Source organism: Nocardia sp. BMG111209 (genome assembly GCF_000381925.1).
In the GTDB taxonomy this organism is placed as follows: domain Bacteria; phylum Actinomycetota; class Actinomycetes; order Mycobacteriales; family Mycobacteriaceae; genus Nocardia.
Window position 1 is genome coordinate 2,669,939 of sequence record NZ_KB907307.1, and the last position, 14,906, is coordinate 2,684,844.

Genomic DNA, 14,906 nt, shown 5'->3' on the forward strand with positions numbered 1-14,906 from the left:
CGTGGCCGCGGAACCAGTCTTCGACCCGTTCGCTCCCGGATACGCCGCGGATCCCTATCCGCACTACGCCCGGCTGCGTGACCGGGCGCCGGTGCACGAACATCCGCTGGGATTCTGGATCGTCTCCCGATACGCGGATGTGGCTGCGCTGCAACGTTCGTCGCAATCGGTCGACGAGCGGTACCTGACCCGGTTGCCCACCTGGAAGAGCGACAGCGACACGCTCGGCAAGCGGAACCGCATCATGGGCGGACTGTCGCTGCTGGACCAGGATCCGCCCGCCCACACCCGGCTGCGCCGGCTCGTGGCGCGGGCGTTCGGCCCACGGGCCGTGCAGGCGCTGCGGCCACGGATCGAACATCACGTCGCGGCGGCCCTGGACCGGACCGCCGCGGCCGGTGGCGCGGATGTGCTGGCGGAGTTGGCCTTTCCGCTCCCCTTCGCCGTGATCTCCGAACTGCTGGGCATTCCCGTACTCGACAGCACCCGGCTGCGGGAGCTGGTGAGCGTGCTGGTGCTGGCACTGGAACCGCTGCCGGATCCGGCCCTGCAGGCCCGGATCCGCGCCGCGGACGCCGAGGTACTCGAGCTCGTCGCCGAGATGATCGCCTGGAAGCGAGCACATCTCGGCGACGACGTGCTGACCCGCCTGATCGCCGCCGAACACGACGGCGATGTGCTCGACGCGGACGAACTGGCCGCCCAGGTGGTCCTGCTCTACATCGCCGGCCACGAGACCACGGTGAATCTGCTCGCGAACGGAATCCTCGCCCTGCTCCGGCATCCCGACCAGGCACGGCAGCTGCGCACCGGCACCGCCCCCGACGCCGTCGACGAACTGCTGCGCTACGACACCCCCGTCCACCTGATGCGCCGGGTCACCGTGACCCCGTTCACCGCCGCCGGCGTCGAAATCCCCGCCGGCAGTTGGGTTGTCGCCTGCCTCGGCGCGGCGAACCGGGATCCGGAGTTCTGGGGCGACGACGCCGACCACCTCCGCCTGGACCGCCCGGACGCGGGCCGCCACCTGTCCTTCGGCGCCGGCATCCACCACTGCCTCGGCGCGTCCCTGGCCCGGCTGGAAGCGGAGATCACCTTCACCGCCTTCGTCCGCCGCTTCCCCCGCGCCGAACTGCTCGCGCTGGACCACAACGGTCGGATCAACGTCCGCGGCCCGGCCCGCCTGACCATCTCGGTCTGAAACCCCTTCCCGCACCGCAATTTCCACCCGGAACGAGGATTCCCGTGCCCATCGTGACCATCGACGACGTCCCGATCGCCTACACCGACACCGGAACCCCCGCCGCCCACCCGGACGCCCCCACCGTCGTCTTCGGCCACGGCCTGCTGTTCGGCGGCTGGATGTTCCGAGCCCAGATCGCCGCCCTGCAGACCGACTACCGCTGCCTCACCATCGACTGGCGCGGCCAGGGCGAAACACCGCCCACCGCAACCGGTTACGACATGGACACCCTCACCGGCGACGCACGCGGCCTGATCGACGCACTGGACCTCGGCCCGGTGCACTGGGTGGGCCTGTCCATGGGCGGCTTCGTCGGCCAGCGCCTCGCCGCCCGGCACCCCGAGCTCCTGCGCTCCCTGACCCTGCTGGACACCAGCGCCGACGCCGAAAAGGCCGACAAGGGCACCGAATACAAGCTGATGGCCGGGATCCTGCGCCGATTCGGCCTGTGGCCCATCAAGAGTCGCGTCGCCCGCCACCTGTTCGGCCCGTACTTCCTGGCCACCTCGGAGGGCCGGTCGACCGTCGACGAATGGGCATCCCGCCTGGCCGCACTGGACCACACCGCGATCCGCAAGGCCCTGCTCGGCGTCGCCGACCGCACATCGATGATCACGGAGGTCCCGGCCATCACGGCCCCCACCCTGATCGTCGTCGGCGCGGACGACCACGCCACCCCGCCCGCGGATTCCCGGCAACTCGCGGAACTGATCCCCGGCGCGGAACTGCACACCATCCAGGCCTGCGGCCACACCAGCTCCCTGGAACAACCCGACGCGATCACGGAACTGTTGCGCCGGTTCCTCGACCGCGTCGACCGGACCGCACCGGACGCTCGGTCCTCGCGCCCGGTGCACCACGGCTGAGGTCCGGCGGGCGATCACCCGCCGGACCTCGGCCCACACCGAACCCGAACCCGCCGTTGTGGGTTCGGGTTCCGGTGCAGGCGGTTCATGCCGGACCGGTTGCGGTAGCCGCTGTGTCGAGGGTGGCCCACAGTTCGCCGACGGTGTCGTGGGGTGGTTCGGTGATGAAAGGTGTTGCGCCACCGTACTGGTGGGTGTTGCCGGTGGCGGTGCGGTCGTAGATCGGCCAGCCGGGATCGCCGGTGGCGATGAAGCTGCGCCAGGCCCGGAGCATGTCGTCGCGCACGGCGGTGTGGTCGGCGGGGTCGCCGGGGGCGTTGGCGAGATGGTCGAACAGATAGTCCAGATCGGCACTGTGGCAGGCCCCCAGCAGCGGGCCCCTGGGATGCGCGACCAGCAGACTGGTGTAGGCCCGTCCGCCGGCCGCGACCTGGGCGGCCGCCAACCGGATCGCGGGAATCCGGTAGACGGCATCGGTCAGGATCAGGGTGCGCAGGCCGGTGAGGTCGGCCCGGGGATCGCGGGTGCGGTAGCCGTCGAGCATCCGTTCGGGTTGCGTGATGCCCGCGGTGGCGATCTCGGCGAGCAATTGCGCTTCCCCGCTGGGACGGTACGCCTCGCCCTGCGCGACCTGGAACAGTGTGGCCTCGTCGTGATTGGCGCAGACGAGCACCTCGATCGAGGTGGCCTGTCCGGCGACGATCGCGTCCTGGGGCTGCCGGGTCACGACGGTGCCGTCCAGGACGGTGCCCCACGCGCGGCCACCGGGAAGGTTGCGTCGGGCGAGATCGCCGCCGACCACGGTGTGCTGATGGTCGAGGATATCGTCCGCGGTGACGGTGAGCAGATCATCGGGGCTGCTCAGTCCGAGTGCGGCCAGCAGGTCGGAGGCCATGGCGGTGGCCTGGGCGGCGTCGTAGACGCGGCCGGTGCTGCCGCTGTTCAGGATCGCGCGCCGGAAGGTCCCGGCCGCGGCGGGCATCGTCAGCAGGGCGCCGATGGAGAACGCTCCGGCCGACACACCGGCGACGGTGACGTGGGCGGGGTCACCGTCGAAGGCGGCGATGTTGTCGCGGACCCAGCCCAATGCGGCGATCTGGTCCTGTAGTCCGAGGTTGCTGCGCCCGACCCAGGCGGGGTCGAGATCGGCCAGGTGCAGGAAGCCCAGCGCGCCGACCCGGTAGTTCGCAGCCACGACGACCGCGTCCAACCGGCGGGCGAGTTCGGCCGCGTCGGTCATCGGCGGCGACGCCGACCCGATCTCGAAACCGCCGCCGTAGATCCACACCAGCACCGGATGCGGACCGGGTGTGTCCGGCGTCCAGACATTGAGATACAGGCAGTCCTCGCTGGATTCACCGAGCAGGCTGTGGCCCATGGTCTGAGGCATCAGCATCGTGCCCCGCTGAGGCGGCGGCAACGGAAACTCGACCGCGTCGCGTACGCCTGTCCACGCCTCGACCGGTTGCGGCGGATGCAGCCGCAAGGGCCCGATGGGCGGCGCCGCGAAAGGGATACCGGCGAACAACCGGCCCCCGCCGTCGAGCGATCGTCCGCGGACCCGCCCGGAGACGGTGTCGACGACGAGCGGATCGGTCTGCATGAAGCTCCTCCGGTGGTCGGTATTCGCGGTCACGACGGGGAATCGCCGGTGGCGTCCGGCCGACTCGCCGATCCCGCGGTCGCGGCAGGAACATCTCCGCCCAGCAGGGCCGCGGCTCCACTGGTGGTGGGTTGCCGGCCGTGCCGCATGAGGATCGCGATCGCCATGCCCAGTACCGAGGCGCCGGCGGCGATCCAGAAGCTGATCGCGTAGCCGCGGTCGGCGAATATCTGCGGGACGGTCTGCGTGATCGTGCGTCCCATGACATCGATGTGCGCCTTGACCGGGCTACCGTTGAGCACCGCGGTGGAGATGGCCAGGATCAGTGCCGCCCCGATGCTCTGCACGACACCGAACATGCCCGCGCCGATACCCTGTTGTTCCTGGGGCACCGCGTCGACGAGCAGGATCGTCGACGCGGAATAGAACAACCCGACGCCGATACCGAAGATGGCGTTGAGCACCGCGAAGGTGACCCAGCTGTAGGAGACCAGCGCATAGGCGGCCCCGTCCACGCCCATGATCAGCAGCGCCGCGATCGCCGGAATGCGGGCGCCGACGCGGCGGGCCAGCACGGCACCGATGGGTCCGAATATCATCGCGAACCCGCCGAGCACGATGCCCATGCGGACGGCGAACTGCAGCAAACTGAAACCGCTGCCGTAGGTGTAACCCGGGTCGAGCACCACGTGCACCGCCGATATCGGCAGGTTGACCGAGGCCGTCCGATGCGCCTGATCGACCACTCCCTGCGCGACGCTCGTCGTCAATTGCCCGGCGGGCGGGACCTGGACCATGTAACCGACCGAATATGCCTGCAATTGCAGGATGCCGGCCCCAGGAATCCGAACAGCAGCACCGCACCCATCGTCGGCGACAACAGCAACCGCATGTTCATGATCGGCCTGCGCGTACGGAATTCGACGACGAAGAACAACCCCAGCAGCACCACACCGCCGATCACCCAGGCCAGGGTCGTGGGCCGCCCCCAGCCCCACTCCTGGCCCTTGTCCAGATAGATCAGCACCAGCGCGATTCCGGCGGCCAGCAGCGCGGCGCCGACCAGATCGAGCCGGTCCTTCACTCGCAGTTTCGATTCCGGCACCACGAGCAGCACGACCGGGATCATGACGATGGTGAAGATCGCCAGGAACCAGAACAGCGCCCGCCAATCGTAGTTGTCGACCAGGTAGCCACCGATGATCGGTCCCATGATGGCCGAGAACCCCAAACCTGTTGCGCTGGCGCCCAACCCGAGTGCCACATATTTACGCGGCAGCAGATCCCGCAACAGCCCGTAGGCGATGACCTGGGTCGCGATCGCCGCCGCCGACAGGCCCCGTCCGACCAGGAACAGTGTCCAACTGGAGGTCAGCGCGCAGATCACCGCCCCCACGACGAATACCACGCCGCACAGGACGAATATGCGGCGCTTGCCCCAGATGTCGGCCATCTTGCCCAGCAACGGCGTGAGCGACGCACCCACCAGCGCCACGATGATGATCGTCCAGCTGATGTTGGCGCCGACCGTGGGGAACGACTTGGTGATCTTCTGCACACCGGCCCCGACCATGGCGACCTGCAGCGGAAGGACTTCCGTGTACAGCACGATCGCCACCACCACGGCCAGCAGACGCCCTCTCGAAGCGTCGACCAGCCTTCCGGTATCGGTATCGGCGCCGTCGGCCTCCGACAACACTGTCGTGGGAACTGTGGACATGACACTCCAGACACGTAGCGCAGACGGCATCGCCCATCGGTGGACGAGCAATGCCCGAGACAGCAATAATCTGTGCGGAGTCGTGCGCCCACCCGGTGAGGGACGACCCACCGAGAAAAGCCGATGTGACGGGCGACACGCTTACTCGCTCGTCCCAGGCTCTGTCATGGCCTCGGATATCTCAAATGCCAATAACCTCTGGGTTCATAACCTCGGGACATAAATTCCCCGCTGCCTCGGCGATCCCCTTCGCCACCCGGATCCATCGCCCGGCGGCCCCGAGATACGGCAGGACCGCGTGCCGGAGGCTACCCGGTCGAGATGGCGAGGGTGACGGCGTCGACGATTCGGGTGTCGACGAGTTCTTCGAACGGTGGTGCGGTGCGAACCATCTTCTCCTGCTCCAGGATTCGCATCCAGCGGTCGGCGCCGGCGGGGTCGATGCGCACGGTGTCCCAGGTGTGGGAATGTTCGATGTGAGCGCAGGCGCGGGTGAGGGTGTCGAGGGGAATACCGGGCCAGTGCGCGGCCAGCAGCGGTTCGAGCGCGGTGAGCGTGGTGGCCGGTAGCCGGCGCATGGCTTCGGCGAGTGCGCTGGTGAAGCGGGTGAGCCGGTCGGACAGTTCGTCGAAGCGGTCGGTGCGGCAGTAGTAGACGCTGTTGGGGCCGATCCCGCCCGCCCGGGTGTAGTCGATGGCGATCGTCCCGGTTCCCTTGTCCTGCATGATATGTGCGGTGGTGAGATCCAGGACGATCGCGTCGCCGAGGCCGGCCTCGAACAGTTCGACGAACATCGGGGTGGACAGGTCACGCAGGAAGGTGATGCCGGCGGGATCGACCCCGGCTTCGCGGACCAGGCCCGCGGTGAACAGGGCCGCGAACGGCATCACCGCGCCGGCGACGTTGCCGATCCCGTTGACCACCGAGGCGCCCATGGCGCGGATCGAGGTCGGGAACAGCTCCGGTGACCACACCGACAGCATCGTGTTCAGCATCATGGTGAAGAACTGAAAAATCATGCCCAGCACCAGGATCAGCGCCGTCGACTGCGCGAACACCGCGAACGCGATTGCCGAGACACAGCCCAGCACCGCGGCACAGCTCACCGTCGACCGCCGCCGGACCCGGCCGGCCAGATACGAGGCGGCGCACGCGCCGAACAGGCTGCCGATGTTCATGATCATGGTGAACGCCAGCGAATCCGACAGCGAATAGCCGCGCGACTGCAACAGGATCGGCATCAGGAACAGCAGCAGCGTCACCTGCGCACCGAACGACATCCACGACGCCGCTCCGATCGCCGCGGTGCGACGCAGGTTCACGCCCCGGAACACCGCGAGATACGACGTCCGGGCGGGGCCGGGCAGCGCATCGGCGGCGGTGACGAATGGCCTTGTGGGCCCGGGGTTTCGCAGCCCGGCGACGCTGCCGCTCGCGAGCCGGGTCAGGCTGCGGTTCGCCTCGTCGACCCGGCCCTTGGACAGCAGGAATCGGGGCGACTCCGGCAGATACCGGCGGAAGAAGACGACCAGGACAGCGGGCACGGCGAGGATCACGTAGGTCCACCGCCACGAGCTGTGGTCGCCGCCCAGCACGCCACCGAGCGGGCCGAGCACGAGCAGGAAGAAGCCGAAGGAGGCGATGTTGCCGATCCCGCCGGAGGAGATGTTGAGCGTTGCCAGCAACGATCCGCGATGGCGGGTGGCTACCAGTTCGGCGAGGATCGCCAGCCCCACCGTGAACTCACCACCGAGCCCGACCCCGACCACGGCCCGGCTGACCAGCAGCGTCTCGTAGTTCACCGCGACGGCGCTGACCAGGCCACCGAGGGTGTAGACGAGCAGGTTCAGGCTCAGCGCGGTCCGGCGCCCCCACCGGTCGGCGATATATCCGCCGATCAACCGGCCGACCAGCCCGCCGATCACCGTCACCGTGTTGATCAGCGTGAGGTGGCCGTTGCCGATGCCGAACGAATCCTTCAGCAGCGACCCCATCGCCCCGGACAAACCGGGCGACGACACCGGGGTCCTTCAGATGCCCGTTGCCCGCGGCGATCGCGATCAGCTCGTGGAACGGCAACCCGTCCTCGGTCCCGGGTGCGTCGCCGGGAACACCACCGGCGATCCCGGCGAGCCGGGCCGCGACCGTACCGCCACGGTTCTCCGCCGCCAGCTGCACGGCCAGCACCTCCAACCCCCGCCGCACCTGCAACAATTCGCGTCCGTCCTGTGCCGGCGACTCCGATACCGTCGCACCGCGATGCCGGACGATCGTGACGAACCCCTCCGACTGCAACCGTGCCAGCGCCTCCCGCACCGGAATCCGGGACACCCCGAACCGCTTCGCGATCGACTCCTCCACCAGCCGATCACCCGCCACCAACCGGCCCGCCAGAATCTCCGCACGCAACGCGCGCGCGACCGCATCCCCCGACGAATCCTCCACCGACACCGGCTCAGCCACAATCGCAGCATATCCACCGGGATTGCCCGCGCGGCCGGGACGACGGCCCTCCCGATCCCGCCGAGCCGAAGGCCCTCTGCTGCACAAGGGCGGCGGAACCGGCCTATTGTTCAGCTGTCGATGCCGCCTTTCGCCTCGATGGGCACTGCGAAGTCGGCGGAAGTATCGGTGATATGTAGCCGGATGGATGGATTCACCCAGAATGCCCGGACCGCGAACGATCGTGGCGATTCGTCCACGGCAGCCCGGACGTAGCGCACCTTCAGACCCTCCGGTGCCGTGAAACGAAATTCGCTTACTCGTTCGGAGAGGAGCCTCTCGAAACGCGTTCCGGTCTCGGACACCAACAATATCAACGCTGTCGCACCGAGATTTCCGGAGCCGTCTCCGGTGATGAATTCGATCGATGTCAGCGGCTCCGGGTCCTCACCTCTGTCGAGGGTTATGAACGTGTGGCTGGGGGATTGTGCTCGTGCCATGAGGCAGTAGCTTCCGGGGGATCGGTCGAGAATATTCTCCAGAGGATGGTCGGGGTCGACGTCGCCGAAACTACTCATGCGTTCGATCACAGTGTCGGTGCTTTTCCCCACGGTCAGGTTGCCCACAACCGTCAGGTGGTTGACCTCCAGGTCCGGCACCCGGACCGTGACCGTGGTGGAAAGCGTCCGCTCCGCGGTGTTGTTGCCGTCCTGGACGGTGCCGCGCAAATAGAACACCGTGGTCTGGCCGACGTTGTCGACCGTCCACGTGCTCTTGTTCGTGACGTCGATCTCCGCGCTGCCGTAGAGGAGTTTCACGGACGACGCTCCGGTGGCTTCCCAGTTCAGTTTCACCGGGTCGCCGTTGTCGATGATCAGTCGCTCGGCCATGAAATTGTCGAGGTGGAACGCCGCCGGGAACTTGCCGATGTCGAAGGTGACGTTTCCCGTCGCCCAGGGATCGTCGGAGTCGGCTTCTCGCCATTCCACGGCGAGGGGCAGTGGTGCGCTGCCGATGAGGGTGCTGATGCGGGCGCCCATCAGCTGGACGGTGACGCCCTCGTCGCGGCCGATCACCGTGTATCCCGAGGACGGTGTGAACGTGATCGTCTTCGTCGCGGGATCGGTGCGCGGGGTCCAGTCCTTCAGGCTGATCAGTGCGGCGATGCTGGTGATGTCGGGCGTCAGGTCGGCGGAGCCGTCCCCGGTCGGCACGGTGACGGTGATCTTGCGGCATTCGATGGCCAGCATGCTGCGCCGGCTGCCCACCAGCACGAGGTCGGCGCGTTGCGGGTCGCCGGCGGACGGCGAGACGCGAACCGGATTCGGGTCGGTGGTCAGCTCGAAATACAGGGGCATGTCGCCGCCGGCCCGGGTGTCGGCGGCAGCGGTGGAGTACCGGGTGATGACGGTCATTATCGTGCTCCTCGCTGGTTGCTGGTTCGGCTGTGCTGAGCGGCATCGGTGAGTACGAGGTAGCCGGAACGGATTTCGGGGTCGGCGCCGGTCGGCAGCGAGGCCGGATCGGGGGTGACGATCGGGTGGTCGGTCCATGTGCGGCCGACGGGCTCGGTCCAGGACCACGCGCCGGTGGCGGTGGCGGGTTCGGGAAGCGTGACCGCGCCGGTGTCGGTGCCGGCGATCAGCAGCGGGCCGGCGCGGAAGTTGATCGCCATCGCCGCGATGGCGGTGTCGGTGAAGCGGGTGGGCACCGTGATCGAGGAGACGGGCAGGATGTCGGTGGTGGCGTGGACCGCGGCACGGGGATCCAGCAGCAGGGTGAGTGTGGCGGTGCTGTCGCCGTCGAAGGCCAGTGCGAGGTGGTCACCGGCACCGATCGGCTGGAGGTACCCGTCGTGGGTGCCGGTGGGTTCCACGACGGTGTGGAAGTGGTCGTAGTCGTCGTCGACGACGGCGCCGATGAGCCCGTCGTCGTATTGGGCGGTTTCGCCGAGGCGGACGTTCCACCGGTATCGGGGCAGCTGCGGTTCGGGTGGGGTGAGGACGTTCTGCCAGGTGACGTCGGTGCGGACCGGCCCGCACAGTTCGAGGTCCAGGCGTGCGCGGACCAGTGCGAGGGGGCGGCCGAGGAGGAACCCGAGGCTGCTGTCCTCCGGCCCGTCGGGATCGATGGAGGCGAGGCTGCGGTCGATCAGTTCGCGGACGCTGTCGAAGACGTCCGGGCCCTTGTCCTCGATCACGGTGAGAAATTTGTGCGCGTGCGGGTAATCGGTTGCCAGGTCGTCGAATTCGGGGGTCGTGGAGTGTGGGAGCGCGGTCCATGCCACGATCTCGTCCCCGTCCGGTGACAGGACCCGTCGCAGGTCGCCGAGTGCGGTGCCGTCGGGGGCGTACACGGCCAGGGAGCGGTCGAGCCGGTTGTGGATCAGCCACGCGCAGACCGGATTTGCCCCCGCGCTGAGTTCGACGTCGTCGTCGGTGCGGGCGGAGAGGAAGTCGAAGCGCAGGCGAGCCGGTTGTAGCAGCCGCGGCCCCAGTTCCACGTAGCGGTCGGTCTGGATCTCGCCGACGCTGTGTTCGGGGGTCATGGATTCCGGCTTCCGCAACCGGTCGAAATGCAGCGGGTTGTCGATGAGGTTCACCGCACGCCCGAATCGGTCCACGACCGAGAGGCGGGTGAACATCAGGTGCCCGGAGCGCAGTTCCCGGAAATCCGACGGTTCCCAGGGGTCGTGTTCGAAGACCGGCTGCGGGCCCGGGTCGGGGGTGAGTCCGACGCCGGAGCCGATCAGTTCGGCCGGCTGCCCGGTCGGTGTACGGTTGGCTCCGCTGCGGCGTTGGCCGACGGCCGCGCTGAGACCGTCCAGTCGCTGTGACAGCTGATCGAGGCCGGTCAGCTGGGTGTGCAGGGCGGCCAGCAGTTCCCCGGGGAGATCGTCGCGGCCGTGCGCGTAGCCCGACAGTTTGCCGTCCTGGTCGTATCCGCTTGTGGGCATGAGGATTTGACGGCCGCTGACGGTGCCGGCGGGTTTCTGATCCGCCTCGCCCTGCCATCGGTAGCAGGTGCCGTCGAATCGCCAGAGTTGCCGGTCGTTTTCGACGAACGGGATGGCGGTGTATTCGGCCTCCCACATCAGATACAGCGGCTGCCAGGGTTGTCGCCATGTGCCCGTGCCGTATTCGGGCAGTGTTCCGTCCCGATCGTCCAGTCCGGCACCGGTTTTGCGGGCCTGGTCGATGATGAAGAACTCGGTGACCAGTCCCGGCACGGCCGCGGGCAGACCGGTCACGTTCACCTGTGCGACGTCGGCGGCCACCGTCGCGCCGGTGACGGCGCCGATCCTGGTGATCAGCCGTTCGGCGACCCGGCAGGGCAGATCCGAGCCGCGGGTCAGCGGTGCGCTGAGATTCGCGCCCTGCAACATCAGCACGGGGTCGGCGTGTTGTTCGAACGGCGCCAAGGGAATTCGCTGCAATTCCAGTCCGGCCCGCAGACCGTGCTCGGTCGCATAGGCGCGGGCCCGGCCGGCCAGCGCGTCCGCGGTGGTGGCCCAGGGAATCTCCGCACGCAGCGCCGCGACCTCCCGGTCGAGCTGGACCACCCGCCCCGCCGCCGAATTCTCCCGGCCGGGATCGAGCTGACGCGCGATACCGCCGGCGACGGATTCCGGTTGTTTCGGCTCACACGACAGTGCCCACAGCACATACAGGCGTTGCCGGGCGTCGGCGAGATCGCGCTCGAGGCGGTCGAGACGCTGTTGCTGCCGGTTCAGGTCGGCGGTGACATCCGCCGAACGGGTGCGGTCGTGGTGACGATCGGCGGAACTCAGCGCGGCACGGGTCTCGTCACCGCTGCGATCGACGACGCGCCACACGAATCCGCCCGGCGCCGGGCCGAATCCGGACTGGTGTGCGGCGCGGTCGGGGAACAGGTTACCGTCGGGACGGTCGTAGTCCCCGAGCACTCCGAGGGTGAACGCACGGTAGAGCGCGGCGTCCTCCGCGCCGAGCGCATCCGCGCCGCCGGATTGCTCCTGCAGGACCGCGGCCGCCTCGGCGGCGCTGTTGCCGATCGAGACGGCGATGTCACGGGCATCGGGGCTCGCCGAGGCGTACACGCCGCCGTGCGGAAGCCAGTCGATACCCAGCGCGCTGCCGGTGTACACCGATCGGCGGGGTTCACCGAAGGTGGCGGCCAGGCTCCATTCCAGGCGCGCCAGCAGATCGCGGTAGCGTTCGGCATCGTGCGATCCGGCGACGAGAATGTCGCTGCCGGGATCCGAATACCAGCCCGCGACAAAGTAACCGAGCCGATCGTCGGTATCGGGGTCGAGATCGTCGAGGGTGTCGTGCACCGAGAAGACGTTGCGGTTGTACGGCTGGTAGACCGAGAAGGTCAGCAGTCCCGGCCCGAGCGCGGTGAGGAACGGCTCGCCGCCGGGCTCCTGCCACGGGGAACCCGTCGTGAGCTCGACCAGACGGCCGAGCTTGGTGGCCGTCGCGGTATCGGCGGCCGGGTCCAGACAGGACACCGACGCCTCCCGCGGATGCAGGTAGTCGCTGTGCACGATCCAGGCGCGGACACCGCCGGTGGATCGGCGTACCACCAGCCAGCGGTTGGGCACGAGTGGGAATTCGCCGATCTCCCCGGTGTTTTCGTCGTGGCGGCCCTGGGTGAGCGCTTCCGGTAACTGCCAGTGGACGTAGACGCCGGTGCGCGAGGTGTCGCCGGTCCACCTCTCGGTCCCGGAGAACGGTGCGGGTTCCGGTGCGGCGTTGTCGTCGGCGAACGGGACGAAGTTGGCGGTCCAGCGCTGCATGACGTAGGTGCCGTCGGTGTCGCGGGTGCGGGCGTTCACCGCGAACGCCGCGACCTCGACCGGCACGATCAACGTGTCGTTGGGCATGACAAGTCCCTCCGGTGGCGGTCAGGAGCGGTCGAAGGTTTGCAGCTGCGGGGCTTTGAGCATCTGGAGCGCGAACTGCGCCGGGGACAGGGCCGAAATCCGGTGTTCGGCCGCGAGTGCCGGGAGCAGCGTGCCCGCCACGTCCAGCACGTCGTGCGAGGATCGCAGGAACCGGCCGAACCCCGGCGGATCCGGGAATTCCCGCAGGTATTCGCCGACGACGCCGTCGAGTGCGCGCAGGTCGATCGTGCCGAGGTCGCCGACGCCGAAGTGCAGGCCCTGCGGTGGTTCGGCGATCGTGAAGGTGTCCAGCGTGCCCGGGTACAGCAGCATCAGCACATTGCTGCCGAACGTCGCAGTACGCAGCGGTTGCATCTGTTCCTCGCCGTGGAACGCGGAGTAGAGGGTGCGCGGCCACTGCGGTACCAGGATCGACCGGATCAGTACCCCGCAGGCCGGCAGGTCCGGCAGTGCCGCAGCCAGTTCGTTGAGGTCGCTGTCGAGCGCGTGGCCGACCCCGACGCTGAGTGCGCCGTCGACCGCTGCCCGCACCCAGCCGGGATCGATGTAGAAGAATCGGATGCTCTCCGGGGGCAGCATCCGCGGATCGGGCACCAGATGGTCGAACGGCACCATCTCGAGAACCGCGAGCCGGTTCAGCCACTGCTGCACCGGGTCGAGCTTTTCCCGCAGCACCGCGCGCAGCACCGCCTGCGTGTGCGGGCCGGACACCGTGGCGCGCAACCCTTCCGACGACAGCATCGACAGTGTCCCGCCGACCCGGGCCGCGCGTGCGGCGGGCCGCCGCGGCGCGGTCGCCAGGTCGGTCCCGGTGCGGGCCAGTGCCCGGGGAAGCCGCGATTCCAGCAGGTGGTCGAAGGCGGTCCGGACCCGGTTGGCGCGCAATACCTGTCCGGCCCCGGCCACGGTGCGACCGGCGACCAGTTCGGGATGTGCCGCCACCCGGCGGACGGCACGCCGACCCTCTTTGCGGAACTCCAGCAATCGATTCCGGAACGGTGCGTCCCCGAGCGCGAGCGCGCGGCCGAGGCTGAACGCACTGGCATACCCGCTGTCGTACACACCCCACTGTTCGAGATACACCAGCGCCTCACCGCTGGACTCGAGCCGCGGCCGGTCGGTCGGCGGCAACGGCCGGGCGGGCTCGGCGGTGAACGGCCCACGGTAGAACGCGAGGCTGCGTTCCCCCGACTCCAGACGCTGCGGCACCACCGTGGCGCCGCCCCGAAGCCGTTGGCGCACATCCTCTTCCAGCTCACCGGGTACGATCGGGGAACGCAGCGCGAGGTCCGGTGGCGCCGCGAGATTCGCGACCAGATCACCGAATCCGATGCCGTCGTCGTCGAGCGTTTCGAACGACCACGCATGCAGCGACACCATCCGCAGTCCCTGCGCGGGGACGGCGGCGCCACGCAGATAGTCTCCGAAGCCCTCCGCCGAAACCAGGTGCGCCACATGGCGAGTGGCGGTGGCGGCGGGGAACCGGTTACCGACGATCACGGCATTGCACTCGTCGAGGTCGGGCTCGGGTTCGGGCTCGCCGCGGCGCAGGACATGGTCGGCGTCGGGCCGGCCGCCCTCCCGGATGTGCGCCAGCAGCGCCGCGTCCGCGAAACTCGGGCGGATCGCGTCGAAGAGAGCCTTCGGGATACCGACTGTGCGGCAAGCCATCTCGGCTTCGCCGTCCATCAGGGTCGCCGGATCGATCTGCGGTGGCTGCCCGGGGCCGGCCCGTCCGTCGAGCAGCTGGACGACCGTCGAGACGGTCACCTCGCCGACGGCGTCCGGATCGTCGGGCAGTTCACCGGCCCGCATCACCAGCAGGAATATCCACGGCGTCCCGTCGTCCTCGCCGACGGGCAGGCGCGCCCACGGCAGACCGGCGGTGCCGAGGGTGACGTGCGGCAGGATCTGACTGTATTTCCCGGCCGCCCCCGGCACCGGGTAGCACGCCTGGACCTCGGAGTCGCCCAGGGTGAATCGGGGGCCTCGTACCCCGAATCGCTGGTGGCGGGTCTGCAACGCGGCCACCGTGGCGATGTCCTGTTCGACGGTGAGCCGGTAGTCCCCGGCGTACAGCGCGGGGATGCGATGGTCGAGGAAGCGCGTGCGATGTCTGGTGGTGGGCATGTCCCGGTCCCCTC

The 14,906-nt window shown here is 68.7% G+C and carries 9 protein-coding genes and 1 pseudogene; 2 read left to right on the forward strand and 8 right to left on the reverse strand.

All coding sequences use genetic code 11. The annotated features are described in order from the left end of the window. The first annotated feature begins 1 nt into the window (after position 1). A complete protein-coding gene (locus tag G361_RS0112365; protein WP_019927396.1) occupies positions 2 to 1,201 on the forward strand; it encodes a cytochrome P450 in 1,200 nt (399 codons plus the stop codon). Between the two features lie 44 nt (positions 1,202 to 1,245). Then, the gene (locus G361_RS0112370; RefSeq protein WP_019927397.1) at positions 1,246 to 2,109 is read left to right on the forward strand and encodes an alpha/beta fold hydrolase; all 864 of its coding nucleotides are present in this window, start codon (positions 1,246 to 1,248) and stop codon (positions 2,107 to 2,109) included. Between the two features lie 85 nt (positions 2,110 to 2,194). On the opposite strand, the gene G361_RS43365 is transcribed toward G361_RS0112370, so the two are convergent. The 8 genes and pseudogenes from G361_RS43365 to G361_RS48285 all read right to left on the reverse strand — a co-directional run bounded on the left by G361_RS43365 (position 2,195) and on the right by G361_RS48285 (position 14,892). Further along, positions 2,195 to 3,712 (reverse strand): carboxylesterase/lipase family protein, encoded by a 1,518-nt coding sequence (locus tag G361_RS43365; protein ID WP_019927398.1) that lies wholly within the window; start codon positions 3,710 to 3,712, stop codon positions 2,195 to 2,197. 29 nt (positions 3,713 to 3,741) lie between these two features. Continuing rightward, complete coding sequence (locus G361_RS50900) at positions 3,742 to 4,509, reverse strand: MFS transporter (protein ID WP_063711808.1); 768 nt, start codon at positions 4,507 to 4,509, stop codon at positions 3,742 to 3,744. Next, positions 4,479 to 5,432 carry an MFS transporter gene (locus tag G361_RS50905; protein WP_231386859.1) on the reverse strand — a complete coding sequence of 318 codons (954 nt, stop codon included), beginning with the start codon at positions 5,430 to 5,432 and terminating at the stop codon, positions 4,479 to 4,481. The genes G361_RS50900 and G361_RS50905 overlap by 31 nt, the downstream gene beginning before the upstream one ends. Before the next feature lie 308 nt (positions 5,433 to 5,740). Beyond that, the gene (locus G361_RS50910) at positions 5,741 to 7,453 is read right to left on the reverse strand and encodes an MFS transporter (protein WP_231386861.1); all 1,713 of its coding nucleotides are present in this window, start codon (positions 7,451 to 7,453) and stop codon (positions 5,741 to 5,743) included. Between the two features lie 235 nt (positions 7,454 to 7,688). Then, positions 7,689 to 7,895, reverse strand: a pseudogene (locus tag G361_RS51795) (GntR family transcriptional regulator); the annotation flags it as partial. Between the two features lie 110 nt (positions 7,896 to 8,005). Continuing rightward, a complete protein-coding gene (locus G361_RS50295) occupies positions 8,006 to 9,289 on the reverse strand; it encodes a hypothetical protein (protein ID WP_019927400.1) in 1,284 nt (427 codons plus the stop codon). Next, entirely contained in the window at positions 9,289 to 12,741 is a 3,453-nt protein-coding gene (locus tag G361_RS0112395) for a hypothetical protein (RefSeq protein ID WP_019927401.1), read from the reverse strand. The genes G361_RS50295 and G361_RS0112395 overlap by 1 nt, the downstream gene beginning before the upstream one ends. A 21-nt stretch (positions 12,742 to 12,762) precedes the next feature. Then, complete coding sequence (locus G361_RS48285) at positions 12,763 to 14,892, reverse strand: hypothetical protein (RefSeq protein WP_019927402.1); 2,130 nt, start codon at positions 14,890 to 14,892, stop codon at positions 12,763 to 12,765. Positions 14,893 to 14,906 lie beyond the last annotated feature (14 nt).

Coding starts and splice junctions, on each gene's coding strand:
- G361_RS43365 (WP_019927398.1), bottom strand. CDS start 3,712: ATGCAGACCGATCCGCTCGTCGTCGACACCGTCTCCGGGCGGGTCCGC.
- G361_RS50900 (WP_063711808.1), bottom strand. CDS start 4,509: ATGGTCCAGGTCCCGCCCGCCGGGCAATTGACGACGAGCGTCGCGCAG.
- G361_RS50905 (WP_231386859.1), bottom strand. CDS start 5,432: ATGTCCACAGTTCCCACGACAGTGTTGTCGGAGGCCGACGGCGCCGAT.
- G361_RS50295 (WP_019927400.1), bottom strand. CDS start 9,289: ATGACCGTCATCACCCGGTACTCCACCGCTGCCGCCGACACCCGGGCC.
- G361_RS0112395 (WP_019927401.1), bottom strand. CDS start 12,741: ATGCCCAACGACACGTTGATCGTGCCGGTCGAGGTCGCGGCGTTCGCG.
- G361_RS48285 (WP_019927402.1), bottom strand. CDS start 14,892: ATGCCCACCACCAGACATCGCACGCGCTTCCTCGACCATCGCATCCCC.